The following is a 24,293-nucleotide window of genomic DNA, read 5'->3' as shown; positions in this document are numbered from 1 at the left end:
ACCGTGACGATGGTTCCACCAGGTGGCACATCACACATCGCGGACGGACCGGATCAGGCCGACAGTGGGTCCATGCGTGTCTTGCGAAGACGGCGGGGTACGCGCAGGCGCCGCGTCGCCGGGACACCCGGCATAGCCGGTATGCCGCGCGCGGCCCGGGTGCTGCTCGGCTGCCTGCCGGGACTCGCCGCCGTCGTGGCGCTGGTGCTGTGCTCCTACGGCGTCGAGAACGCCGCCGAGACCGGCCCCCGCCCGGCCGGGCACCGCCCCGCCGCCACGCCGTCCTACGCCGCCCCGCGGCCCCCCATCGTGCCGAGATCGCGGTGGCTGGGCGACGCCGCCCGCAAGCAGCCCCGCCCGCGCTACGGCGACCGGGTCGCCGCCGTCTTCGTGCACCACACCGACTCGCCCAACGGCTACGACTGCGCTGACGCGCCCCGTATCCTCCGGGACCTGTACACCGGCCAGACCGGCACCCGCGACTGGGACGACATCGGCTACAACTTCGTCGTCGACCGCTGCGGCACCGTCTACGAGGGCCGGGCCGGCGGCGTCGAGCGGGCCGTCACCGGTGCCCACACCCAGGGCTTCAACCACCGCACCACCGGCATCGCCGCCCTCGGCACCTTCACCGCGGGCATGCCCGTACCCCGGGCGATGATCCACGCCATCGCCGCGCTGTCCGCCTGGAAGCTGGGCCTGACCGGCATCGACCCCCGGGCGCGCGTCCGCCTGGTCTCCAGCAACGGCCTGAGCCGGTACGCGGCCGGCACCGCCGCCGAGCTGCCCGCCCTCGCCGGTCACAACGACGGCTACATGACCAGCTGCCCGGGCGCCGCCCTGCACGCCAGGCTGCCCGAGATCAGGCAGCTGGCCGCCCGGTTGCAGGGCCGGCCGGCGGGCCCACAGGAAGGCCACAGCCGACACGCAGCGTCCTCAGATCCCGGCGCCCTACGGTCACCACCACAGGCAGCCGACCGGAGGTGGGGACCATGAACAACGGTCGTACGAGGAACCGGGGGATCCGGGCCGGGGCCGGACGCGGCCCGTGGGCGGTGCTCCGCGCGGTCACGACCGTCGTCCTGGGCCCGGCCGCGGCCACCGCGTCCGCCCTCGACCAGGCCAACGCCGCCCCGCTGCACGAGGCGGTCACGGCGGATCAGCCCCACGCCCACCTCGCTGATCAGCCCCTGAAGCGCTCCCACAGCCGGGGATAGCGCTCGGCGAGCAGGTCCTCGTTCTCGAAGTCGAGCGGGGTGCCCTCCGGTTCCGGGGGCGGGGGCGAGATCTCCAGGTCGGGGGCGACCGTGCCGGTGAGCTGCTCGTAGGCCTCGTCCGCCGCGTAGCCGAGCTCCTCGCCGTCGCCGTCGATCTCCTCGTCGAAGTCGTCCAGCAGATCGGCGAGCGAGTCCGGGTCGTGCACGGCGCCCTCGAAGACATGGCGGCCCTGGCCGATCAGCCAGCAGCGGAAGAAGTCGAAGGCGTCGTCGCTCGCCCCGTCGAGCAGCACCCAGGCGGCGCCCCACAGGTCCCAGCGGTAGGCCCGGTTGTAGCGGGACTCGAAGTGCCGGGCGAAGTCCAGGACCGAGTCCGGGTCCTTCTGCGTGAGCCGCTCCACGAGCAGGTCGGCCTGCTCTTCCGGGTCGCCCTCGGCGGCCTCCCGGGTGTCGTCCACCAGCTCCCAGAACTCCGTCTCGTCCATCACGGGTCCAGCATCGGCCCTGGGGCACAGGGGCGCACCCGGAGTGCGCGGGATCGTTATACGCCGTCCCGGGGGTGGTACAGCCCGGCCAGCCGCAGCGCGTCCCCGGCGAACCGCTCGCGCAGGCTCTCCGGCGCCAGCACCTCCACCTCCGGGCCCAGCGCCGTCAACTGGGTGTGGGCGACCTCCTCGGACTCCACCGGCAGTGCCACCGTCACCCAGCCGTCGCCGTCCGGAGCGTCCGCGTCCGCCAGGGCCTCACGGGCGGACAGCGAGTCGAGGGCGTGCGGCAGTCTGCGCACACCGTCCGGGGACAGCCGCACCACGACCCGCGCCCGCAGGATCGACCGCGCGAACTGCTCCGCCCGCTCCTCCCAGAAGGCCGGCAGATCGAACTCCGGCTCCCGCTCGAAGCGCTCCTCGCCCGTCTCCACCGCCGTGAACCGGTCGATCCGGTACACCCGGAAGGACCCGCCCCCGGCCACCCGGGCGCACAGGTACCAGACGCCCGCCTTCAGCACGAGCCCGTACGGCTCCAGCTCGCGGACGACCTCGTCCTCCCCGCGCCGGTAGCGCGCGGTGATCCGCCGGTCGTCCCACACCGCGTCGGCGACCGCCGGCAGCAGCACGGGCGTCTTCGGCTCCCTGAACCAGTTCGGCGCGTCCAGATGGAACCGCTGCGCCGCCGTCCTCGACGCGTCCCGCAGCGAGGGCAGCAGGGCGGCCGACACCTTCAGCCGGGCCGCCGAGGCGGCGTCCTCCAAGCCCATCTCGCGCAGCGCCCCCGGCACCCCGGACAGGAACAGCGCCTCGGCCTCGCTGCGGTGCAGCCCGGTCAGCCGCGTACGGTACCCGCCGACCAGCCGGTACCCGCCGACCCGGCCCCGGTCCGCGTACACCGGCACACCCGCCTCCGACAGCGCCTGGGCGTCCCGGGTGACCGTCCGCTCGGACACCTCCAGCTCGCGGGCGAGCTCGGCGGCCGTCATGGAGGGCCGGGACTGGAGCAGCAGCACCATCTTGATGAGCCGGGCAGCGCGCATGCAGCACATGATGCAGCAGGAGGCCCCCGCCGCAGCGGGGGCCTCCTGCCTGACAACCCTTACAGGCCGTACTTCGCGCGCGCTTCCTTCACGGCCGTCGCCTTGACCTCGCCGCGCTTGGCGAGCTGGGCCAGGGCCGCGACGACGATCGACTCGGCGTCGACACCGAAGTGGCGGCGGGCCGCCTCACGGGTGTCCGAGAGGCCGAAGCCGTCGGCGCCCAGCGAGGACCAGTCCTGCTCGACCCACTGCGCGATCTGGTCCGGGACCTGGCGCATGTAGTCGGAGACCGCCAGCACCGGGCCCTCGACGCCCTGGAGCGCCTGCCGGACGAACGGCATCCGCTCCTCGCCGCGCAGCAGCGCCTCGTCTGCCTCCAGGGCGTCCCGGCGCAGCTCGCTCCACGAGGTCGCCGACCACACGTCGGCCGCCACGCCCCACTCCTCGGCGAGCAGCGCTTGCGCCTTCAGCGCCCAGTGGATCGCCGTACCGGAGCCGAGCAGCTGGATCCGCGGGGCGTTGGCCGGGGGCGTGATGCCCGCCGACTCCGCCGTGTTGAAGCGGTACAGGCCCTTGACGATGCCCTCGTCGATGCCGTCCACGGACGGCTTCGCGGGCTGCGGCAGCGGCTCGTTGTAGACGGTCAGGTAGTAGAAGACGTTCTGGTCCTCACCCGGGGCCGCCTCGCCGTACATCCGGCGCAGACCGTCCTTGACGATGGCCGCGACCTCGTACGCGAACGCCGGGTCGTACGTCAGCGCCGCCGGGTTCGTCGCGGCGATGACGGGGGAGTGGCCGTCGGCGTGCTGGAGGCCCTCGCCGGTCAGCGTCGTACGGCCCGCCGTGGCGCCGACGAGGAAGCCGCGGCCGAGCTGGTCGCCGAGCTGCCACATCTGGTCGGCCGTGCGCTGCCAGCCGAACATCGAGTAGAAGATGTAGAACGGGATCATCGTCTCGCCGTGCGTCGCGTACGACGTCGAAGCGGCGATGAAGTCGGCCATCGAACCGGCCTCGGTGATCCCCTCGTTGAGGATCTGGCCGTTCTGGGCCTCCTTGTAGTACATCAGCTGGTCGCGGTCGACCGGCTCGTACGTCTGGCCCTTCGGCGAGTAGATGCCGAGCGACGGGAAGAGCGACTCCATACCGAAGGTGCGCGCCTCGTCCGGGACGATCGGCACCCAGCGCTTGCCGGTCTCCTTGTCGCGGACCAGGTCCTTCACCAGGCGGACGAACGCCATGGTGGTGGCCACGTTCTGCGAGCCGGAGCCCTTGTCGAAGGAGGCGAACGCCTTCTCCGCCGGGGCGGGCAGCGGCGCCACCGGGTGGACGCGGCGGGCCGGGGCCGGACCGCCGAGGGCGGCACGCCGCTCCTGGAGGTAGCGGACCTCGGGGGAGTCGGCGCCCGGGTGGCCGTAGGGGACCACGCCGTCGACGAAGTCGCTGTCCTTGATCGGCAGGCCGAGCAGGTCGCGCATGTTCTTGAACTCGTCCACCGTCAGCTTCTTCATCTGGTGGTTGGCGTTCTTCGACGCGAAGCCCTCGCCGAGGGTGTGGCCCTTGACCGTCTGGGCCAGGATCACGGTCGGCGCGCCCTTGTGCTCGACGGCGGCCTTGTACGCGGCGTACACCTTGCGCGCCTCGTGACCACCGCGCGAGAAGTGGAAACACTCCAGGATCTTGTCGTCGCTCAGCAGCTTCGCCAGCTCCGCCAGCGCCGGGTCGCCGCCGAAGAAGTCCTGGCGGATGTAGGCCGCGTCGCGGGTCTGGTACGTCTGGATCTGCGCGTCCGGTACCTGGCGCAGACGGCGTACGAGCGCGCCCGTGGTGTCGAGCTGGAACAGCTCGTCCCAGGCCGTGCCCCACAGCGTCTTGATGACGTTCCAGCCGGCGCCGCGGAACTGGGCCTCCAGCTCCTGCACGATCTTGAAGTTGGCGCGGACCGGGCCGTCGAGGCGCTGCAGGTTGCAGTTGATGACGAACGTGAGGTTGTCCAGCTCCTCACGGGCCGCCAGCGCGAGGGCCGCCGTCGACTCGGGCTCGTCCATCTCGCCGTCACCGAGGAACGCCCACACGTGCGAGGCGGAGGTGTCCTTGATGCCGCGGTTGGTCAGGTAGCGGTTGAAGCGCGCCTGGTAGATGGCGGAGAGCGGGCCGAGGCCCATCGACACCGTCGGGAACTCCCACAGCCAGGGCAGGCGGCGCGGGTGCGGGTAGGAGGGCAGGCCGTTGCCGCCCGCCTCGCGGCGGAAGTTGTCGAGCTGCTCCTCGGTCAGACGGCCGTCGAGGAACGCGCGGGCGTAGATGCCGGGGGAGGCGTGGCCCTGGATGTAGAGCTGGTCGCCGGAGCCGTCGGCCTCTTTGCCCTTGAAGAAGTGGTTGAAGCCGGTCTCGTAGAGCCAGGCCGCGGAGGCGAAGGTGGCGATGTGGCCGCCGACGCCGTACTTGCTGCCACGGGTGACCATCGCGGCCGCGTTCCAGCGGTTCCACGCGGTGATCCGCTGCTCCATCGCCTCGTCACCGGGCACGGCCGGCTCGGCGGCGGTGGGGATGGAGTTGACGTAGTCGGTCTCCAGGAGCTTCGGCAGCGCGATGCCGGCGCCCTCGGCGCGCTCCAGCGTGCGACGCATCAGATATGCGGCACGGTGCGGCCCGGCCGCCTCGGTCACCGCGTCCAGGGAGGCCTGCCATTCGGCGGTCTCCTCCGGGTCCCGGTCCGGGAGCTGGTCGAGCTCGCTCGGCTGGATGGCGTTGGGGTCGGTCATGTCGCCGCCTTCCTCAGTCGAAGGGGGTTCCCTCACGTAAGGGGATCGGGGGTGCCCTTTGTCTTTGGCAGGACAGGGCTGGAGCTTGGGTGGCAAGCCCGTCGGCGACTGTAACTCGCTGATCGATGATCGATCAAAGGGTTGAGAGGCAAAACCTCTTGATCACGAGAAAGTAGGCACGGGGTGCCTCCGGCGGTGGCACGCGGTGACGGCCCTTCTCTGGGTTTTCGCAGGTGGGAGGCGTTTGAGCGGGAGTGCGCTCGGGTGTCACGCCCGGGGCGCGCAGCCCAGTACGTGCGCCTTCACGAGTTCCGCGATCCGGGGGTCACGGCGCTTGAAGGCGGCGACCAGCTCCTCGTGCTCCTCGGCGTACGACTGCTGCCGGGTGCCCAGCCAGCGGATCGACAGGGCCGTGAACACCTCGATGCCGAGGCCTTCCCAGGTGTGCAACAGGACGGAGTTGCCCGCCGCGCGGACCAGTTCGCGGTGGAAGGCGACGGTGTGGCGGACCTGGGCCGTGCCGTCGGACATGCGGTCGGCCTCGTAGAGGGCGTTGACGTGGGGTTCCAGGGCCGAGCAGTCCTCCGACAGGCTCTGGGCCGCCAGTTCCGCGGCGATGGCCTCCAGGCCGGCCCGGACCGGGTAGCTCTCCTCCAGGTCGGCGGCCGTCAGGTTCCTGACGCGGACGCCCTTGTTCGGAGCGGACTCGATCAGGCGCAGGGACTCCAGTTCGCGCAGGGCCTCGCGGACCGGGGTCTGGCTGACCTCCAGCTCGGTGGCGATCCGGCGCTCCACGATCCGCTCGCCCGGCTGCCAGCGTCCGCTGATGATCCCCTCCAGGATGTGCTCGCGGATCTGCTCGCGCAGCGAGTGGATGACGGGCGCGGTCATGTGGGCTCCTTAGGCGGGATTGACGTTTAGACAATACGGCCGGTTCGCTCCGGGGGTGGGACCGATGAGGGCGCTGTCGTGCAGGTGAGATGAGGCGCACATGGTGTCTGTGACGCATGTGAGCTCGGGCTGGCCGGTCTTCGGGCGGCTGCGGCTTGTTTGTGCTTGATCGCGCAGTTCCCCGCGCCCCTCAGGTACGACGATGCCCCGCCCGGGAAATCCGGACGGGGCACCGTACAGCCGTGAGGAAGGTCAGAGGCCGAGCTCGACCTCGAACTCGCCCGCCTCAAGGATGGCCTTGACCGCCGTCAGGTAGCGGGCCGCGTCGGCGCCGTCCACCAGGCGGTGGTCGTAGGACAGGGTCAGGTACGTCATGTCGCGGACGCCGATGACCGTGCCCTCCTCCGTCTCGATGACGGCGGGGCGCTTGACCGTGGCGCCGATGCCGAGGATGGCGACCTGGCCCGGCGGCACGATGATCGTGTCGAAGAGCGCGCCGCGCGACCCGGTGTTGGAGATGGTGAAGGTCGCGCCGGACAGCTCGTCCGGGGTGATCTTGTTGGCGCGGACCTTGCCCGCCAGCTCGGCCGTGGCCTTGGCGATACCGGCGAGGTTGAGGTCACCGGCGTTCTTGATGACCGGGGTCATCAGGCCCTTCTCGGAGTCCACCGCGATACCGATGTTCTCGGTGTCGAAGTAGGTGATGGTCCCCTCGGCCTCGTTGATCTTGGCGTTGATGGGCGCGTGCGCCTTCAGCGCCTGGGCCGCGGCCTTGACGAAGAACGGCATCGGGGAGAGCTTGACGCCCTCACGCGCCGCGAACGCGTCCTTGGCACGGGCGCGCAGCTTCATCAGGCGGGTGACGTCGACCTCGACGACCGAGGACAGCTGGGCCTGCTCGTGCAGGGCCTTGACCATGTTGTCGCCGATGACCTTGCGGATCCGCGGCATCTTGATGGTCTGGCCGCGCAGCGGGGACGCTTCCAGCACCGGGGCCTTCTTGGCGGCGGCCGGAGCGGCCGCGGCCGGAGCCGGGGCAGCGGCGGCGGCCTTGGCGGCCTCGGCGGCGGCCATGACGTCCTGCTTGCGGATACGGCCGCCGACGCCGGTGCCCTTGACGGCGGACAGGTCGACGCCGTGCTCGGCGGCGAGCTTGCGCACCAGCGGGGTGACGTAGGCACCGTCGTCGGCCGGCTTGGCGGCGGCCGGAGCGGCCGGGGCCTGCGCCGGAGCCGGGGCGGGAGCAGGAGCGGCCGGGGCCGGCTCGGGAGCCGGAGTGACCTGCTGCTGCGGGGCCGGGGCCGACGGAGCCTGCGGGGCCGGGGCGGGCTGCGCCGGGGCCGGCTCGGGAGCCGGGGTGGGCTCGGGCTGGGCCGGGGCGGCCGGGGCCTCCTGCGCCGGGGCGGCGGCCGGAGCGGCACCCGCCACGCCGATGACGGCGAGCTTGGCGCCGACCTCGGCCGTCTCGTCCTCGCCGACCACGATCTCCAGCAGCGTGCCCGAGGTGGGCGCCGGGATCTCGGTGTCGACCTTGTCGGTGGAGACCTCCAGCAGCGGCTCGTCGGCCTCGACGCTGTCACCGACCGACTTCAGCCAGCGGGTGACGGTGCCCTCGGTGACGGACTCGCCGAGCGCGGGCAGGACCACGTCCGTGCCCTCGGCGGAGCCGCCGCCGGCAGCGGCGTCGGCGGTGGGAGCGGGCGCCGGGGCGGCCTGCTCGGTGGACGGGGCGGCCGGGGCCGGCTCGGGGGCGGGCTCGGCGACCTGCTCGGCGGCCGGGGCCGGCGCTGCAGCGGGCGCGCCCGTGCCGTCGTCGATCACGGCCAGCTCGGCGCCGACCTCGACCGTCTCGTCCTCGGCGACCTTGATGGACGCCAGGACACCGGCGGCGGGAGAGGGGATCTCGGTGTCGACCTTGTCGGTGGAGACCTCGAGCAGCGGCTCGTCGGCCTCGACGCGCTCACCCTCGGCCTTCAGCCAGCGGGTGACAGTGCCCTCGGTGACGCTCTCGCCGAGCGCCGGAAGGGTTACGGAAACCGCCATGGTTTCGGTTGCTCCTTACGGAAAGTGCGGAAGTCTGTGTCGTCGCGTTCGTCGACCGAGGGGTCAGTCGTGCGCGTGGAGGGGCTTGCCGGCCAGGGCCAGGTGGGCCTCGCCGAGCGCCTCGTTCTGCGTCGGGTGGGCGTGGATGAGCTGCGCGACCTCGGCGGGCAGCGCCTCCCAGTTGTAGATCAGCTGGGCTTCGCCGACCTGCTCGCCCATGCGGTCGCCGACCATGTGGACGCCGACGACGGCACCGTCCTTGACCTGGACGAGCTTGATCTCGCCCGTGGTGTTCAGGATCTTGCTCCTGCCGTTGCCCGCGAGGTTGTACTTCAGAGCGACGACCTTGTCCGCGCCGTAGATCTCCTTGGCCTTGGCCTCGGTGATACCGACGGAGGCGACCTCCGGGTGGCAGTACGTCACCCGCGGGACGCCGTCGTAGTCGATCGGAACGGTCTTGAGACCGGCCAGACGCTCCGCCACCAGGATGCCCTCGGCGAAGCCGACGTGGGCGAGCTGGAGGGTCGGGACGAGGTCACCGACGGCGGAGATGGTCGGGACGTTGGTGCGCATGTACTCGTCGACCAGGACGTAGCCGCGGTCCATGGCGACGCCCTGCTCCTCGTAGCCCAGGCCCTGGGAGACCGGGCCGCGGCCGATGGCGACGAGCAGGACCTCGGCCTCGAACTGCTTGCCGTCGGCGAGGGTGACCTTGACGCCGTCCTGGGTGTACTCGGCCTTCTCGAAGAAGGTGCCCAGGTTGAACTTGATGCCGCGCTTGCGGAAGGCGCGCTCCAGCAGCTTGGAGGAGTTCTCGTCCTCGACCGGGACGAGGTGCTTCAGGCCCTCGACGATGGTGACGTCGGTGCCGAAGGACTTCCACGCGGAGGCGAACTCGACGCCGATGACACCGCCGCCCAGGATGATCGCGGACTTGGGCACACGGTCCAGGACGAGGGCGTGGTCCGAGGAGATGATCCGGTCGCCGTCGATCTCCAGGCCGGGCAGCGACTTCGGCACGGAACCGGTCGCGAGGAGCACGTGGCGGCCCTCGACGCGCCGGCCGTTCACGTCGACGGAGGTCGGGGAGGACAGCCGCCCCTCACCCTCGATGTAGGTCACCTTGCGGGAGGCGACGAGCCCCTGGAGCCCCTTGTACAGGCCGGCGACCACGCCGTCCTTGTACTTGTGGACGCCGGCGATGTCGATGCCCTCGAGGGTCGCCTTCACACCGAACTGCTCGCTCTCGCGGGCCTGGTCGGCGATCTCACCCGCGTGCAGCAGGGCCTTGGTGGGGATGCATCCTCGGTGCAGGCAGGTGCCGCCGACCTTGTCCTTCTCGATCAGGGCGACGTCCAGGCCCAGCTGCGCCCCGCGCAGGGCCGCGGCGTAACCACCGCTGCCACCGCCGAGGATCACTAGGTCGAAAACGGTGCTGGCGTCGTTCGCCACGTCACGTCCTCCATGCATGTGCGCCGTACGCCGGTCTTCACTGACCGGCAGGCGGCTGGTGTCCGGCCGCTCGTTCTTCGGCCCTTCGGTGGGGCCCTGTCCTGCCGAGCCCCATCTTCGCACTTGTCAGCACAGAAGGAGACGCCGGGCTGCTGTGTGAGACGGCCCACGTTCAGATGAGAGACGCCCCTGAAGGGCAGTGCCCCGTTGAGGGGCGCGGGGAACTGCGCGAACAGCCCCCACGCCCCCGCACTCGCCACACAACCGGCGAGACCGAGCTACTGGGCGACGATCAGCCCAGATCACCCGCAGCGGTCAACTCGGCCAGCCGCACGAGCGTCCGCACAGCCGACCCCGTCCCGCCCTTCGGCGTGTAACCGAACGGCCCGCCCTCGTTGAAGGCCGGCCCGGCGATGTCGAGGTGCGCCCAGGTGATCCCCTCGCCCACGAACTCGCGCAGGAACAGCCCGGCGACCAGCCCGCCGCCCATCCGCTCGCCCATGTTCGCGATGTCGGCCGTGGGCGAGTCCATCCCCTTGCGCAGGTGCTCCGGCATCGGCATCGGCCACGCCGGCTCCCCGACCTCCTCCGCCGCCTCGTACAGCGCCGTACGGAAGGAGTCGTCGTTGCCCATGATCCCGAACGTCCGGTTCCCCAGCGCCAGCACCATCGCCCCGGTCAGCGTCGCGACGTCCACGATCGCGTCCGGCTTCTCCTGGGACGCCGCCCACAGGGCGTCGGCCAGCACCAGCCGGCCCTCCGCGTCGGTGTTGAGCACCTCCACGGTCTTGCCGCTGTACATCCGCAGCACGTCACCCGGACGGGTCGCGGACCCGGAGGGCATGTTCTCGGCCAGGGCCAGCCAGCCGGTGACGTTGACCTCCAGCCCCAGCCGGGCGGCCGCCACGACCGCGGCGAACACCGCGGCCGCGCCGCTCATGTCGCACTTCATGGTCTCGTTGTGACCGGCCGGCTTCAGCGAGATGCCGCCCGAGTCGTACGTGATGCCCTTGCCGACGAAGGCGAGGTGCTTCTTCGCCTTGGAGGAGGTGTACGACAGCTTCACCAGGCGCGGGCCCGCCGCCGAACCGGCCCCGACGCCCAGGATGCCGCCGTAGCCGCCCTTCTCCAGGGCCTTCACGTCGAGCACCTGCACCTTGATGCCGTGCTCCTTGGCCGCGGCCTGGGCGATCGCGGCGAACGACTCGGGGTTCAGGTCGTTCGGCGGGGTGTTGACCAGGTCGCGGGCGCGGTTGAGCTCCTCGGACACGGCGACGGCACGCTCGATCGCGGCCTTGTACGCCTTGTCGCGGGGCTTGCCGCCGAGCAGGGCGACCTCGGCGAGCGGGGCCTTGCCGTTCTTCGCCTTGGGATCCTTGCCGTTCTCCTTGTAGGCGTCGAAGGAGTACGCGCCGAGCAGCGCGCCCTCCCCGATCGCGCCGGCGTCGGCGGCGTCCGTCAGCGGCAGGGCGAAGGCGGCCTTCTTGGACCCGGTCAGGGCGCGGGCGGCGACACCGGCGGCCTTGCGCAGCGCCTCGGTGTCGTAGCCGGCGTCCTTCTCGGGCACCGGGCCCAGGCCCACCGCCAGCACGAGCGGTGCCTTGAAGCCGGACGGCGCCGGCAGCTTCGTCACCTCGCCCTCGGCGCCGGCGGCGCCGAGAGTCTCCAGAACGCCGGCGAGTTTGCCGTCGTACGCCTTGTCCACGGCCTCGGCGCCCGGCGCGACGACCGGCCCCTTGGCACCCTTGGCGACACCGATCACGATGGCGTCGGCCCGCAGACCGGGCGCCGCGGCGGTGCTGAGAGTGAGAGCAGTCACGGTGGTGAAATCTCGCTTCCGATGTGAAGTTGCTGTGGTCGAACGGTGTGGGTCGACCGGGCCCGACAGCCGACCCTGAGGGTCGGTCGGCGATCTCCCGCCTGCCCGGCGGTGTCCGGCACGCGCATCTGCGGCGTTGTCGTCGGTCCCCGACGCTCCGCGTCGACTCCCTCCTCCGCCTTGCAGCTGCACGCACCGGACACCGCCGGGCCCGCCCTCCGGGCGGACGACGGGAGATCGCCGACCGACCCTATTCCGACCTCAGGGTTCGGGTATCACGGGGCCTTCCCCGGTGCGGCGAACACTCGACGACGAGACTACGCGCGTGGTCGTGTTCGCTCATTCCTGCGGGCGTTCACCTGTCGGTGGCGTAGTGGCCAGTTCTTGATCCTCCATGTCGGTGAACTGAGTCACACTCATCGAGATCCGGTGAGCGCCCTGCTCGCCGCTTTGCATGATTTCCACGGATCCTCCTCTGTTCGACCGCAAGGGGATCCCTGGGATCTTCTGGGGGAGGAACCATGGCGCAGCGTGCGCGCGGATGGAGAAGCACGGCCGCCGCGGTGACGGCGGCCGGCATGATCACGGCCGGGGCGGTGGCGCCCGGGGCGGCAGCCGCGGAGGAACCCCGCATCGATCTGAAGGTGCTGGTGGTGGACAACGGCGACAGCTCGGTCCGGGCCGTCACCGCCCAGCTGAAAAGCACCGGCGTCCCGCACACGACCGTCGACCTGAACGACGCCGGCCGCCCGGAGATCACCGAGTCGTTCCTCAGCGACACGGTCGACGGCAGCCCCCGCGCCAAGTACCAGGGCGTCGTCCTGCCGAACGAGTCCCCGTTCGGCGCGGGCTCCGCCGAACAGACCGCCCTGGAGACGTACGAGCGGACGTACGGCATCCCCCAGGTCGACGCCTACACCTGGGCGCACCCGGAGGTCGGCCTCGACTACACCAGCGAGGGTGGCTGGGCAGGCACTCTTGACGGGCGCGAGGCATCCGTCACCACGGCCGGGAAGGCGGGCTGGTTCGGCTACCTCGACGGCGCCTTCCGGTTCGAGGACAACTCGGCGGCCGTCCAGGAGAGTTACGGCTATGTGGCCCGGCCCCGCGCCGGTTTCACCAGCTACGTCGACATCCCCGTGCCCGGCGGCACCGGCCGTGGCAGCCTCGTCGGCGAGTACGCCCACGACGGCCGCCGCGAACTCGTCGTCACCTTCGCCTACAACGGCAACCAGCAGCAGTTCCGGCTGCTGGCCCGGGGCATCGTCGAGTGGCTCACCCAGGGCGTGCACCTCGGGCAGACCCGCAACTCCTTCGCCGTGCACGTCGACGACGTGTTCGCGCCGGACGGCCGCTGGGACACCGAGCGCAACTGCACGCCGGGCGACTTCGACTGCGCGGGAGGCGACGGCGAGGGCACCACGCCGATCCGCATGACCGCGGACGACGCCGCGTACGCCGCCCAGTGGCAGCGCGAGCACGGCTTCACCATGGACCTGGTCTACAACGCCGGCTCCGGCGAGGAGTGGAAGACCGAGCACGGCGGCACCGACGCCCTGGCCGACCGGCTGCTCGCCGACAAGGCCCAGTACCGCTGGGTCAACCACACCTACACGCACCCCTTCCTGGGCTGCGTGCAGGACACCTCCACCGTGCCGTGGAGCTGCGCGAAGAACGCCGACGGCTCGACGAAGTACATGAGCCGCGCCGAGATCGCCGCGCAGATCCGCGACAACCACGACTGGGCGGTGAACAAGGGCCTCGGCGTCGACCGCGCCGAGCTGGTCACCGGTGAGCACTCGGGCCTGAAGACGCTGCCCCAGCAGCCCGACGACAATCCCGACCTGGCCGGCGCCCTCGCCGACACCGGCGTCAGGTGGATCGCCTCGGACAACTCCCGCGAGCCCGAGCAGCGCGCGGTCGGCAACGCGCTGACCGTGCCGCGCCACCCGATGAACGTGTACTACAACGTGGGCACGGCGGCCGAGATGGCCGACGAGTACAACTGGGTCTACACCTCGCGGGCCGACGGCGGCAGCGGCGTCTGCGAGGACAACCCCACCTCGACCTGCCTCGACGAGCCCCTCGACCCCGCCACCGGCTACACCGCGCACATCGTCCCGCAGGAGGCGCGCACCGCCCTCGGCCATGTCCTCGCGGGCGACCCCCGGCCGCACTACGCGCACCAGTCCAACCTCGCCGAGGACCGGCTGCTCTACCCGGTCATGGAGAAGGTGCTGGACGACTACCGGGCGCTGTTCGCCGGCAACACCCCGCTGGAGAACCCCCGGCACAGCGTCATCGGCACGGAGGTGCAGCGCCGCGCCGCCTGGCATACGGCCCTGGCCGACGGCCGTGTCACGGCGTACCGCATCGGCAACACGGTCACGGTCACGGCACCGTCCGGAACGCAGATCCCGGTGACGGCACCGGAGGGCACGAAGAAGCAACTCCTGCTGAGCACGACCGATTTCGGCACCCCGTACGCGGGATCCCGCTCGGCCTGGACGACCCCGGCAGCACTCCAGTCGGCTTTGACACTGAAGCTGCCGTAGGGAGCAACGCCCTTCTTTTCAGGGGCGCGGGGAACTGCCCGACCAGCCCACGCGAGACCCGCACTCGGCATCCGGGCAGCAGTTCCCCGCACATCATCCGCACCACAGGGGGAAACACCGCATGAGGCGAACAGGCCGTCATGTCACCATGCTCACCGAAGGCACCTACCCGCACGTCCACGGCGGCGTCAGCACCTGGTGCGACCAGCTCGTCAAGGGCATGCCCGAGGTCGACTTCCACCTCGTCTCGCTCACCGGCAACGGCCGCGAACCGATCACCTGGGAACTGCCGCCCAACGTCTACGCACACACCTCCGTCCCCACCTGGGGCCCGCGTCCCGGCCGCACCAGACCCCCGTACGGCAGGGCCCGCCGCCGCTTCTGCGAGACCTACGAGCGTTTCCTGCTCTCCTTCCTCGACCCCGGCTCGCACGCCGACTTCGGCGAGTCCCTGAACGAGCTGGCCGGACTCGCCCGCGACGGACGCCTGCCGGCGGCCCTGCGCACCGAGTCGGCGCTGCGGTCCCTGATGTGGATATGGACCATGCCGCATCTGCCGACGGCCGCCGCCCGCCCCACCGTGCACGACGCGCTGACCGCGACCGACCTGCTGGAACACGCCCTGCGCCCGCTCGGCGTCCGCATCCCCGAGGACTCCGTCGCGCACGCCGTCAGCAGCGGCCTCGCGACCCTGCCCGCGCTCGCCGCCCGCCACCTGGACGGCGTGCCGTTCCTGCTCACCGAGCACGGCATCTACCTGCGCGAGCGCTACCTCGGCTACCGCCGCGACGCCCAGCGCTGGCCCGTGAAGGCCTTCATGCTCGGCTTCTACCGCGAGCTCAATTCCTACGGCTACCGTGCCGCCGACCTGATCACGCCGTGCAACCAGTACAACCGCCGCTGGGAGGAGCGCGGCGGCGCCGACGCCGACAAGATCCGCACGGTCTACAACGGCGTCGACCCGGCCGCCTTCCCGCACGCCGGCCCCGAGCCCGAGGTTCCGACGCTGACCTGGTGCGGCCGGATCGACCCGATCAAGGACCTGGAGACCCTGATCCGCGCCTACGCGATGGTGCGCGCCGAGATCCCGGCGACCCGGCTCAGGCTCTTCGGCCCGGTCCCGCCCGGAGGCGAGGCCTACCGCACCCGGCTGGAGAAGCTCGCCGCCGAACTGGGCGTCACCGACGGCCTGACCTTCGAGGGCCGCATCAGCGAGGTCTGGCGCGCGTACGCGGCCGGGCACCTGGTCATGCTGTCGTCGATCTCCGAGGGCTTCCCGTTCTCCATCATCGAGGCCATGTCGTGCGGCCGTACGACGGTGTCGACCGACGTCGGGGGAGTGCGCGAGGCCGTCGGCGACACGGGTCTCGTCGTGCCGCCGCGCGAGCCGGAGAAGATGGCCGCCGCCGCACTGACCCTGCTCAAGGACGACCAACGGCGCACCGAGCTGGGGGAGTTGTCGCGGCAGCGGGTCATCGACCGGTTCACGCTGCGCCGCTCGGTGGACGCCTTCCGCACCATCTACAAGGAACTCGCGGGCGAGGACGAGGTGTACGAGCCGACGCTGGAGACCGTCGCCGACTGGACGCTGGAACTGCGCGACCCCTGGTACGCGGCCGTCGCGACGGACGGTGCAGGCTGGTGAGCGGAAGCGTCTGGCTGCCCCCGGGCTCCCGCCCGGACACCCTCCCCGGCATCCCCCGGCAGCGCACCCCGAGCTGGGCCCAGCCCGACCCGGTCGACGAACTGGCCGTCCGTCTGGAGGACTTCATAGCCGCGGCCGTCCACCCCGACGAGGTAGCCGCCCTGCTGGAGTCCGACGGCCTCTCCGACGACCAGATACGCGAGCGGTACGGCGTGAAGAACTCCTTCGCCCTCGCCGAGACCCTCTACGAACGGGTCGAGCGCCGCTACCCCGAGCCCGACGGCCCGGTCCACGACCCCTGGCGGATCGGCCTGCTGGGCTGCCTGCTGCGCGGCGTCGTCTTCGCCCTGCCCGGCCTCGCCTACGTCCTCGGCGCACCCCTGTTCACCGGCCCGGGCGACTTCGGCCTCCCCGCCGGCACGGTCCCGCTGCTGGCCGGAGCGCTGTGCGGCTGGACGTGGAACCAGGGGCTCGCCCACCGGGCGTACGCCTGGCTCGGGCTCGGCGACCGGATGGCCGCCCGGCGCGCCCTGCTGCTCGGCGCCCCGGCCGGCGCGCTGCTCGGCGCGCTGGTCGCCCTGGCGTTCGAAGGCGCCGCCGCCCCGGCCGTGGTCGCCTTCGCCGCCGGGCAGTCCTGCTATCTGGCGGCGGCGACGGTGCTGCTGGTGATGGGCCGCGAACGGTTCCTGCTGACCGCACTCGCCCCGATGGCGATGGGCGCGGTCCTGTCCCTGGTCGACCCGCTGCCCGAGGCCGCGAGCCTGGCCCTGCTGCTGGGCTCCCTGGCGGCGGTCGCGGCCCTCGCCGTCCGCGAAGTCGCACCCGCGCTCAGGAAACCGGGCGAGGGCGGCTGGACCGCCGGCCTCGTCGCCCTGCTGCCCTTCGGCGGGTTCGGCACCGTCCCCGCGCACCGGCGCCCCGCCGGACCCCGGCTCACGGGCTCCCTGCCGTACGCCCTGTTCGGGCTCGGCACGGGCGTCCTCGTGCTGTACGCGGCACTCGGTGACGCCCTCGCCGGCGAGGAGCACAGCGCGGTCGCCGCGCCCCGCCGCGGTGGCGCTCACCCTCAGCATGGGCCCCGCCGAGTGGCTGCTGTACCGCTTCCGCAGCGACAGCCTCGCCGGACTGCGCTCCAGCGGCACCGCCCGGGACTTCCGGCGGACCACGATCCTGACGGTCGTCCAGTGCCTGGCCGCCTATCTCGCCGTGCTGCTCGCGCTGAGCCTCGCCGCCTCCGCCCTGTGGCCGCACTCCCCGGTCCCGGGCGGTGCCCGGCTGGCCGGGCTGCTCCTGCTGGGCGTGGTCCTGTGGACGGGCCTGCTGCTCCAGTCGTTCGGCGCGGTGACCGGCGCGACGGCGGTGTGCTGCGCCGCCGCCCTCGCCCAGACCGTGCTCCTCGTCACCCGCACCGGCGATCCGCACCTGGCCGGTGCGGCCGTCTACGGCACGGCGGCCATCGTCCAGGCCGCCCTGGTGTGCGCCCTGCTGGGAAGGGCAACCGCCCACCGATGAGCACTCTCCTGGTCCCGTACTACGAGCACCCGTCCGTCCGCCCCGCCGAATGGGACGCGATCATCGCCGCCGCGCCCCGCCTCCACGGGGTCGTCCTCAACCCGGCCAGCGGCCCCGGCGACCGCCCCGACGAGGCCTTCGCCGAGGTCGCCGCCCGGTTGAAGGCGGCGGGCGTCCGGGTGCTCGGGTACGCCGACACCGACTACGGCCGCCGCGCCGCCACGGACGTCGTCCGCGACCTCACCCGGCACCGCGACTGGTACGGCACCGACGGCGCCTTCCTCGACCAGGTCCCGTCCGGGCCCGAGCGGTTCGAGCACTACCAGCGGCTGGCCGTGGCCGCCTGGGGCGTCGGCTGCGGCACCCTCGTCCTCAACCACGGCACGGCACCGCACCCCTGCTATGCCCGCATCGCCGACGTCCTCGTCACCTTCGAGGGCACCTGGGCGGCCTATCGCGCCCTGCCTCCCCAGCCCCGGCCCGGCGACCACGGGGTGCGGCTGTGCCACCTGGTGTACGGCGTGCCGCCCGGCGCCGACGCCGAGCGCCTGGCGCGGGAGCGGGGCGCGGCGGTGCACTGCGCCGTGCCCGGCACCGGAGATCATCCTTGGGGCACCCTGCCGCACACCCTGCACGACCCGGAGAACGCCCCGTGAGACGCCCCCTGCTCGCCGCCCTGCTCGTCCTGCTGCTCGCGGGCTGCACCCAGGACCCCGACGACAAGCCCGGCCCCCGCTGGCAGCCCCGCCCCGGCACGGCCTGGCAGTGGCAGCTCAGCGGCCGGCTGGACACCTCCGTCGACGTGCCGGTCTACGACATCGACGGCTTCGACCACTCCGGGGCCACCGTCGCCCGGCTGCACCGCGAGGACCGCAAGGTCATCTGCTATCTGTCCACCGGCGCCTGGGAGGAGTTCCGCCCGGACGCGAAGAGGTTCCCGAAGCCGGTTCTCGGCCGGGGCAACGGCTGGGAGGGCGAACGCTGGCTCGACATCCGCCGCACCGACGTCCTGGAGCCGCTCATGGCAGCCCGCATGGACATGTGCCGTGACAAGGGCTTCGACGCGGTGGAGCCCGACAACATGGACGGCTACCGCAACGACACGGGCTTCCCGCTGACCGCCGCCGACCAGCTCCGCTACAACCGCCTCATCGCCCGCCTGGCCCACGACCGGGGCCTGGCCGTCGGCCTGAAGAACGATCTCGACCAGATCCCGGAGCTGGTCGGCGACTTCGACTTCGCGGTCAACGAACAGTGCGCCCAGTACGACGAGTGCGGGACCCTGAAGCCGTTCGTGGCGGCGGGCAAGGCCGTCTTCCACGTCGAGTACGAGGTGCCCAAAGGCCGCTTCTGCGCCGAGTCCCGCCGCCTGCGCCTGAGTTCACTGCTCAAGAAGTACGAACTAGGGGCATGGCGACAGGCGTGCTGAGCCCGATCCCGGTGACCGCCGTGCCCGCCACCCGGTCGGCGAGGGACCGCCGGCCGGTGAAGAGGACCGGCAGCGCGTTCAGCAGGAACAGCACCACCGCGACCGCCCACACCAGCACCGACATCACGACCTGCCCCTCGACCAGCAGCACACAGGCCACCGCGTACACGGCGACGTCCGAGGCGGTGGTGACGGCGGCCCGCAGCGCCGCCCGGTGCGGCAGCCGCGGCGTGACCTTCAGCCCGACCAGGCCCTTGCCGATCGTCCGCCCCGCCAGGGCCAGGCACGCCCACTGGTAGAGGAACACCGTCAGGACCAGCAGCCCGAAGGCCTGCTCCACGTACAGCACCGACTTGTCCCACAGCGTCAGCCCCAGGTCCTGGGAGGCGTCGAGCACGTCGCCGCGCGAGGTCAGCAGGTCCAGGCCGCTGCGGGTGGCGAGTTCGGGCACGTCGGTGACGAGCGCCGAGATCCGGTGGAAGGTGAGCACAGCGAGCCCCGAGGCCAGCGCCACCACCAGTGCGAAATCGACGAACCAGGCCAGGGCACGGCGCAGCTTCGGCATGAACATCCCCCGATCACTTGTGTGTCGGGGCAGGAAGCTAGCGGCTGGGCAGCCCGTGCAGGAGGGGGACGAGGAGATCGTTTCAGCCCAGTGACAGAACGACCAACGCCGTGGTCGCCGCCGTCTCCGCCAGACCGCCGAAGACATCCCCGGTGACCCCGCCGAAGCGGCGAGTGCAGTGATGCAGCAGCACCTCGGCGGCCGCCAGGGAGAGGACGACCGCGAGCACGCTCCGGACCATGTCGTACGGCCCGAGGAAGGCACCGGCCGCTGCACCGGCTCCCGCGACGGCCACGGCGGTGACCACCGCCCCCCGCACCGGCACCACGCCCGCCACCGCCGCCCCCAGCCCCTCCGGCCGCGCCGCGGGCACCCCGGCCCGGGCCGCCAGGGTCAGGGTCAGCCGGGCGACCGTCGCGGAGACGACGGCGGCACCCGCGCCCCGGGCCCAGGAGGCGTCGTAGACCTGGGCGAGCGCGGCGGCCTGCGCGAGCAGGGCGAGGACGAGGGTGATGACCCCGAACGGCCCGATGTCCGACTGCTTCATGATCCGCAGGGCGTCCTCGGCGGGCTTGCCGCTGCCCAGCCCGTCGGCGGTGTCCGCGAGCCCGTCGAGGTGCAGCCCCCGGGTCAGGACGGCGGGGACGGCGACGGTGGCCACGGCGGCGAGCGGTCCGCCCGCGCCGAGGAACAGCAGCACCAGCCCGGCGGCGGCGGCAGCGGTACCGACCGCGAGCCCGGCCAGCGGAGCGCACAGCATGCCGCCGCGCGCCGCCTCCCGGTCCCACCGGGTCACCCGGACCGGGAACACCGTGAGGGTGCCGAAGGCGAAGCGGAGACCGTCGAGGGGTGAGGTTCTGGGCACCGGCGCAGGCTACCGGCCGGTCAGAAGAGCGGATCCGGTGGGCAGGGATAAAGTTCGCATATGGGATGGCTGGAGCGGAACATCATCGAACCCGGCAAGCTGCCGCTGCTCCTCGCCCTGGTCTCCTTCGTGGTGACCTTCCTGATCACCCGGGGCATCACCCGCCTCATCCGGGCGGGCAAGGGCCCCTTCCGCAACGTCAGCAGCAGCAGTGGTGTCCACGTCCACCACGTGGTCCCGGGGATCATCCTGGTGATCGCCGGCGGCTTCGGCGCGGTCGCCAGCGGCCAGCACGGCGTCGGTGCTGGGCTGGCCGCGGCGGTCTTCGGCATCGGCGCCGGTCTCGTGCTCGACGAGTTCGCCCTGGTCCTGCACCTGGCCGACGTCTACTGGAGCGAGGCCGGCCGCAAGAGCGTCGAGATGGTCGTCCTCACCGCCTCTCTCGTCGGACTGCTCCTGATCGGCTTCTCGCCCCTGGGCGTCGACGGCCTCTCGGACGACCAGGAGCAGAACCGCGCCACCGTGATCGTGAACATCGCCGTGAACTTCGTCTTCGCCCTCATCGCCCTGTTCAAGGGCAAGACCCGCCTCGCGGTCTTCGGCGTGATCGTCCCCGTCATCGCCCTGATCGGCGCCGTACGGCTGGCCCGCCCCGGCTCCTACTGGGCCAAGCGCTTCTACCGGCGCCGCCCCCGCGCCCGCGCCAAGTCCGGCCTGCGGGCCTACCGCCACGACCGCCGCTGGCTGGGCCCCCGGCGCGCGTTCCAGGACTGGATCGGCGGCGCGCCCGATCCGCAGCAGACCCGGTCCCTCGAACACCACTGACGTGCCGCCCGCGCACCGCTCCGGCCGCGCACACCACCAGCACGGCCGCGATCGCCGCCAGGTGCTCCTTGCCCGCCAGGTTCTCTTTCACGGCGACCTCGGCCACCATCGCCACGATCACCGCCCCGGCCGTGACATACGCGCGGTAGCGCCATCCCAGGCAGACGGCCAGTCCCACCACCGCCGCCGACGGCCCGGTGTCCACGGCCCGGGCGTCCGAGACGGGCAGGCCCAGTGGAGAGTCCGGGCCCAGCCAGATGCCGAGGCGGGCGTAGAGCGTGCCCGCGAGCGTCGCGAGGTACGCGACGACCAGCGTCCGTCGCCGGCCCAGGCAGAGCTCCGCGATGCCGAACACCAGCAGGAGTTGCACCAGCGCGCCCCACACCGGCAGGTCCAGCGCGGGCACGAACAGCGACAGCGGCGTCCGCAGGAGCGCGAGCCACAGCGGGTCCTCGGCCCGTACCGCCCCGATGTCCTGCACGAACCGGTAGCCCCAGGGCTGGTTGTGCACCAGGTGCAGCGCGGCCGTCAGGCACACGGCCGCGACCGCCATCGGCACGGCCCGCAGGCGCCGCTCCCGCAGCGGCCTGTTCACGGCCGCGTACAGCGGCCCCCATTCGGCACGGGCCCAGCGGGCGAGCGTGGTCATCGGGCCGTCCTCGTCCGGATGTCGGTACGTCAGCGGGTGTGCGCGGTGGCTGGGCTCAGCCAAACCGACACCACACGCGAAGACCGACCGGAACGGGACGAAGTTGAGCCAGGTGTGCGTGACCAGGATCTCGCGGGAACGCTACTGCTCGGAGGGAACCTCCGAGGCCTCGGACGCGTCCGTCGCCTCCGCGGTCTCCGGCTCCTCGGACTCCTTCGGCTTCTCGGGCAGCTCCGCCGCCAGCGCGGCCGCGGCCTGCACCAGCGGCAGCGCGAGCAGGCCGCCCGCGCCCTCGCCGACGGTCACGCCCTGGGTCAGCAGCGGCTCCAGGGCCATCCGGTCCAGCGCCTTGGCCTGCCCCGGCTCGCCGCTGTCGTGCGCGGCCAGCCACCAGTCCGGCGCCCGGAACGCGATCCGCTGCCCGACCAGCGCGCACGCGGCCGTCACGACCCCGTCGAGCACCACCGGCAGCTTGCGCACCGCGCTCTGCAGCAGGAAGCCCGTCATCGCGGCGAAGTCGGCGCCGCCCACCGTCGCCAGCAGCTGCAACTGGTCCCCGAGCACCGGCCGGGCCCGCCGCAGCGCGTCGCGGATCGCCGCGCACTTGCGCATCCACGCCAGGTCGTCGATCGCCAGCCCGCCCCGGCCGGTGACGACCGACGCGTCGACCCCGCACAGCGCCGCGACCAGCACGCCCGCCACCGTGGTCCCGCCGACGCTCACATCGCCGAGCACCACCAGATCAGTACCGGAGTCGGCCTCCTCGTCGGCCACCGCGACCCCGGCCCGGAACGCCGCCTCGGCCTCCTGAAGGGTCAGCGCGTCCTCGACGTCGATACGCCCGCTGCCACGCCGCACCCGGTGCCGCACGACGTCCTCGGGCAGCGACTCCGGGTCGCAGTCCAGGGCCATGTCGACGATCCGCACCGGCACGCCCAGCCGTCGCGCCAGCACCGACACGGGCCGGCCGCCCTCCAGCACCTGACGCACCAGTTCCCCGGCGCCGCCCGCCGGCCGGGCCGAGACGCCCAGCTCGGCGACGCCGTGGTCACCGGCGAAGAGCACCACCCGCGGCCGTTCGACCGGCCGCACCGGCACGGCCGACTGCGCCGCGGCCAGCCACTCACCCAGGTCGTCGAGGCGGCCCAGCGACCCGGGCGGCACGACCTGCCGCTCCCGGCGCGCCTCGGCGTCACGGCGCACCCCGCCGTCCGGACGCTCGATCAGATCGGTGAAGTCGTCGAGATTAAGCGAGCTCATTCGCCGAACAGTACCGGCACCGGTCGAACAGCACGGCGCCACATCGCGACTCCGCGCAGGCGACGTCGTTGCACCCGGGACCCCCATCCCATACGTTCCGGTTTGCAGCGGATTGTCGTACGTGGTTGGTCGGACGTCCCTGCCGTACGCCTCGCGCCCGGGAGCCGCCCATGCCCGCACATCCCGCCCCCTCCGCACCCCCCGTCCTCCAAGCGACCACACCCGTCCACGAGCCGCGCCGCGAGGACTGCCCCTGGTGCGGCTCCGCCCGCCTGCGCAACCGGCTGCGCACCGGTGACCTGCGGCGGTACAACCCGGGCAGCTTCACCGTCGACGCGTGCCGGGACTGCGGTCACACCTTCCAGAACCCCCGCCTCACCTTCGAGGGCCTCGCGCTCTACCACCGGACGGTGCGCGGGGCGCCACGGGACGTCGCGGCCGACACCCTCCTCGCGCTGCGCGCCAGCCGGCTCCGCCACCGCTCGGCCGCCCGCGCGATGCGGCGGTTCGGGGAGCCGGAGAGCTGGCTGGACGTGGGCACGGGCCACGCCCGCTTCCCCGTGACGGCCCGGGAGTTCTTCCCGTACACGTCGTTCGACGGCCTGGACCACACCCCGCGCGTGGTCCGCGCCCGCTCGGCCGACCGCGTCGAGGAGGCCCACGTGGGCCGCCTGGCGGACCCCCGGATCTCGGCGCCCCTGCGCGCCCGCTACGACGTCGTCAGCATGCTCCACCACCTGGAGGGCACCCCCGACCCCCGCGCGGAACTCCACGCCGCCCTCGCGGTCCTGCGCCCCGGCGGCCACCTGCTCATCGAGACCCTGAACCCCCGCAGCCTGTACGCCGCGCTCCTGGGCCGCTGGTGGCTCGCCTACGACCAGCCTCGCCATCTGCACCTGCTCCCCCCGCACAACCTCCGCGCGGAACTGGAGGCGGCCGGCTGCACGATCGCCCTCCTGGACCACCGCCCCGTCCACATCCCCCACGACCTCTCCGGCGCCACGGCCCTGGCCCTCTCCCACGCACTCCCCGCCCCCGACACCCCGTGGCGAGCGATCCCCCCACCCCTGGCCCGCCAACACCTGCGCGAGGCCCTGCTCCGAGCGGGCATCCCGCTGGTGGCCCTGGCATCGGTGGCAGACCACCTCATCGCCCCCCTGGCCCGCCGCACGCGCTTCGCGAACGCATACCGGGTGATCGCCCGCAAACCGACCTAGCCAGCTGCGGGCAGTCGTGCCTCCCCCAGTGCCTTAAGGGCCTGGGAGGTACCCCCAGG

At 72.4% G+C, this 24,293-nt stretch carries 19 protein-coding genes and 1 pseudogene; 9 read left to right on the top strand and 11 right to left on the bottom strand.

Features of this window, described 5'->3' with window-relative positions; all coding sequences use genetic code 11:
* Positions 1 to 141 precede the first annotated feature (141 nt).
* Positions 142 to 996 (top strand): peptidoglycan recognition protein family protein, encoded by an 855-nt coding sequence (locus QF034_RS10910; protein WP_307179851.1) that lies wholly within the window; start codon positions 142 to 144, stop codon positions 994 to 996.
* Positions 993 to 1,217, top strand: coding sequence for a hypothetical protein (locus QF034_RS10905; protein ID WP_307174744.1), 225 nt, complete (start codon positions 993 to 995; stop codon positions 1,215 to 1,217). The genes QF034_RS10910 and QF034_RS10905 overlap by 4 nt, the downstream gene beginning before the upstream one ends.
* Here the strand turns inward: QF034_RS10905 and QF034_RS10900 are convergent.
* The 8 genes from QF034_RS10900 to QF034_RS10865 form a co-directional block, all read right to left on the bottom strand.
* Positions 1,184 to 1,705, bottom strand: a complete 522-nt coding sequence (locus tag QF034_RS10900) for a DUF4240 domain-containing protein (RefSeq protein WP_307174743.1) — start codon at positions 1,703 to 1,705, stop codon at positions 1,184 to 1,186. The genes QF034_RS10905 and QF034_RS10900 overlap by 34 nt on opposite strands.
* Positions 1,706 to 1,758: 53 nt before the next feature.
* The gene (locus QF034_RS10895; RefSeq protein WP_307174742.1) at positions 1,759 to 2,745 is read right to left on the bottom strand and encodes a helix-turn-helix transcriptional regulator; all 987 of its coding nucleotides are present in this window, start codon (positions 2,743 to 2,745) and stop codon (positions 1,759 to 1,761) included.
* Between the two features lie 59 nt (positions 2,746 to 2,804).
* The gene (gene aceE / locus QF034_RS10890; protein ID WP_307174741.1) at positions 2,805 to 5,507 is read right to left on the bottom strand and encodes a pyruvate dehydrogenase (acetyl-transferring), homodimeric type; all 2,703 of its coding nucleotides are present in this window, start codon (positions 5,505 to 5,507) and stop codon (positions 2,805 to 2,807) included.
* Positions 5,508 to 5,774: 267 nt separating this feature from the next.
* Positions 5,775 to 6,398: a GntR family transcriptional regulator gene (locus QF034_RS10885; RefSeq protein ID WP_307174740.1), complete on the bottom strand. Its 624-nt coding sequence runs from the start codon at positions 6,396 to 6,398 to the stop codon at positions 5,775 to 5,777.
* A gap of 252 nt (positions 6,399 to 6,650) precedes the next feature.
* Positions 6,651 to 8,441 carry a 2-oxoglutarate dehydrogenase, E2 component, dihydrolipoamide succinyltransferase gene (gene sucB / locus QF034_RS10880; protein ID WP_307174739.1) on the bottom strand — a complete coding sequence of 597 codons (1,791 nt, stop codon included), beginning with the start codon at positions 8,439 to 8,441 and terminating at the stop codon, positions 6,651 to 6,653.
* A 63-nt stretch (positions 8,442 to 8,504) separates the two neighbouring features.
* Positions 8,505 to 9,893: a dihydrolipoyl dehydrogenase gene (gene lpdA, locus QF034_RS10875; RefSeq protein ID WP_307174738.1), complete on the bottom strand. Its 1,389-nt coding sequence runs from the start codon at positions 9,891 to 9,893 to the stop codon at positions 8,505 to 8,507.
* A 292-nt stretch (positions 9,894 to 10,185) separates the two neighbouring features.
* Complete coding sequence (locus QF034_RS10870) at positions 10,186 to 11,712, bottom strand: leucyl aminopeptidase (protein WP_307174737.1); 1,527 nt, start codon at positions 11,710 to 11,712, stop codon at positions 10,186 to 10,188.
* A gap of 339 nt (positions 11,713 to 12,051) precedes the next feature.
* Positions 12,052 to 12,177 carry a hypothetical protein gene (locus tag QF034_RS10865; RefSeq protein WP_307174736.1) on the bottom strand — a complete coding sequence of 42 codons (126 nt, stop codon included), beginning with the start codon at positions 12,175 to 12,177 and terminating at the stop codon, positions 12,052 to 12,054.
* Positions 12,178 to 12,233: 56 nt separating this feature from the next.
* Between QF034_RS10865 and QF034_RS10860 the strand changes: the two genes are divergently transcribed.
* The 5 genes and pseudogenes from QF034_RS10860 (at position 12,234) to QF034_RS10840 (ending at position 18,853) form a co-directional block, all read left to right on the top strand.
* Complete coding sequence (locus tag QF034_RS10860) at positions 12,234 to 14,267, top strand: hypothetical protein (RefSeq protein WP_307174735.1); 2,034 nt, start codon at positions 12,234 to 12,236, stop codon at positions 14,265 to 14,267.
* Positions 14,268 to 14,388: 121 nt separating this feature from the next.
* Positions 14,389 to 15,912 carry a GT4 family glycosyltransferase PelF gene (gene pelF, locus QF034_RS10855; RefSeq protein WP_307174734.1) on the top strand — a complete coding sequence of 508 codons (1,524 nt, stop codon included), beginning with the start codon at positions 14,389 to 14,391 and terminating at the stop codon, positions 15,910 to 15,912.
* Positions 15,909 to 17,424, top strand: a pseudogene (locus QF034_RS41445) (hypothetical protein). Before pelF ends, QF034_RS41445 begins: the two are co-directional and overlap by 4 nt.
* The gene (locus QF034_RS10845) at positions 17,421 to 18,080 is read left to right on the top strand and encodes a spherulation-specific family 4 protein (RefSeq protein ID WP_307174732.1); all 660 of its coding nucleotides are present in this window, start codon (positions 17,421 to 17,423) and stop codon (positions 18,078 to 18,080) included. The pseudogene QF034_RS41445 and the gene QF034_RS10845 overlap by 4 nt, the downstream one beginning before the upstream one ends.
* Positions 18,077 to 18,853 carry an endo alpha-1,4 polygalactosaminidase gene (locus tag QF034_RS10840; RefSeq protein ID WP_307174731.1) on the top strand — a complete coding sequence of 259 codons (777 nt, stop codon included), beginning with the start codon at positions 18,077 to 18,079 and terminating at the stop codon, positions 18,851 to 18,853. The genes QF034_RS10845 and QF034_RS10840 overlap by 4 nt, the downstream gene beginning before the upstream one ends.
* Here QF034_RS10840 and QF034_RS10835 read toward each other — a convergent pair.
* Together QF034_RS10835 and QF034_RS10830 are read right to left on the bottom strand one after the other, a co-directional pair.
* Entirely contained in the window at positions 18,813 to 19,418 is a 606-nt protein-coding gene (locus QF034_RS10835; RefSeq protein WP_307174730.1) for an RDD family protein, read from the bottom strand. The two genes, QF034_RS10840 and QF034_RS10835, sit on opposite strands and share 41 nt — an antisense overlap.
* Before the next feature lie 82 nt (positions 19,419 to 19,500).
* The gene (locus QF034_RS10830; protein ID WP_307174729.1) at positions 19,501 to 20,283 is read right to left on the bottom strand and encodes an adenosylcobinamide-GDP ribazoletransferase; all 783 of its coding nucleotides are present in this window, start codon (positions 20,281 to 20,283) and stop codon (positions 19,501 to 19,503) included.
* Between the two features lie 60 nt (positions 20,284 to 20,343).
* On the opposite strand from QF034_RS10830, the gene QF034_RS10825 reads away from it, so the two are divergent.
* Positions 20,344 to 21,108 (top strand): hypothetical protein, encoded by a 765-nt coding sequence (locus tag QF034_RS10825; RefSeq protein WP_307174728.1) that lies wholly within the window; start codon positions 20,344 to 20,346, stop codon positions 21,106 to 21,108.
* A gap of 790 nt (positions 21,109 to 21,898) precedes the next feature.
* Here the strand turns inward: QF034_RS10825 and cobT are convergent.
* Entirely contained in the window at positions 21,899 to 23,017 is a 1,119-nt protein-coding gene (gene cobT, locus QF034_RS10815) for a nicotinate-nucleotide--dimethylbenzimidazole phosphoribosyltransferase (RefSeq protein ID WP_307174727.1), read from the bottom strand.
* Between the two features lie 170 nt (positions 23,018 to 23,187).
* Between cobT and QF034_RS10810 the strand changes: the two genes are divergently transcribed.
* Positions 23,188 to 24,234: a class I SAM-dependent methyltransferase gene (locus QF034_RS10810; protein WP_307174726.1), complete on the top strand. Its 1,047-nt coding sequence runs from the start codon at positions 23,188 to 23,190 to the stop codon at positions 24,232 to 24,234.
* The last annotated feature ends 59 nt before the right edge of the window (positions 24,235 to 24,293 follow it).

Origin of the sequence: Streptomyces africanus (genome assembly GCF_030816955.1) — a bacterium.
GTDB lineage: Bacteria > Actinomycetota > Actinomycetes > Streptomycetales > Streptomycetaceae > Streptomyces > Streptomyces africanus.
The sequence above is the reverse complement of the archived record's forward strand: the minus strand, read 5'-3'. Positions and strand labels throughout refer to the sequence as shown.

What these genes read in the sequence shown, in the direction of transcription:
- QF034_RS10910 (WP_307179851.1), top strand. Translation starts at nt 142, where the DNA reads ATGCCGCGCGCGGCCCGGGTGCTGCTCGGCTGCCTGCCGGGACTCGCC.
- QF034_RS10905 (WP_307174744.1), top strand. Translation starts at nt 993, where the DNA reads ATGAACAACGGTCGTACGAGGAACCGGGGGATCCGGGCCGGGGCCGGA.
- QF034_RS10895 (WP_307174742.1), bottom strand. Translation starts at nt 2,745, where the DNA reads ATGCGCGCTGCCCGGCTCATCAAGATGGTGCTGCTGCTCCAGTCCCGG.
- aceE (WP_307174741.1), bottom strand. Translation starts at nt 5,507, where the DNA reads ATGACCGACCCCAACGCCATCCAGCCGAGCGAGCTCGACCAGCTCCCG.
- QF034_RS10885 (WP_307174740.1), bottom strand. Translation starts at nt 6,398, where the DNA reads ATGACCGCGCCCGTCATCCACTCGCTGCGCGAGCAGATCCGCGAGCAC.
- sucB (WP_307174739.1), bottom strand. Translation starts at nt 8,441, where the DNA reads ATGGCGGTTTCCGTAACCCTTCCGGCGCTCGGCGAGAGCGTCACCGAG.
- QF034_RS10860 (WP_307174735.1), top strand. Translation starts at nt 12,234, where the DNA reads ATGGCGCAGCGTGCGCGCGGATGGAGAAGCACGGCCGCCGCGGTGACG.
- pelF (WP_307174734.1), top strand. Translation starts at nt 14,389, where the DNA reads ATGAGGCGAACAGGCCGTCATGTCACCATGCTCACCGAAGGCACCTAC.
- QF034_RS10845 (WP_307174732.1), top strand. Translation starts at nt 17,421, where the DNA reads ATGAGCACTCTCCTGGTCCCGTACTACGAGCACCCGTCCGTCCGCCCC.
- QF034_RS10835 (WP_307174730.1), bottom strand. Translation starts at nt 19,418, where the DNA reads ATGCCGAAGCTGCGCCGTGCCCTGGCCTGGTTCGTCGATTTCGCACTG.
- QF034_RS10825 (WP_307174728.1), top strand. Translation starts at nt 20,344, where the DNA reads ATGGGATGGCTGGAGCGGAACATCATCGAACCCGGCAAGCTGCCGCTG.
- cobT (WP_307174727.1), bottom strand. Translation starts at nt 23,017, where the DNA reads ATGAGCTCGCTTAATCTCGACGACTTCACCGATCTGATCGAGCGTCCG.
- QF034_RS10810 (WP_307174726.1), top strand. Translation starts at nt 23,188, where the DNA reads ATGCCCGCACATCCCGCCCCCTCCGCACCCCCCGTCCTCCAAGCGACC.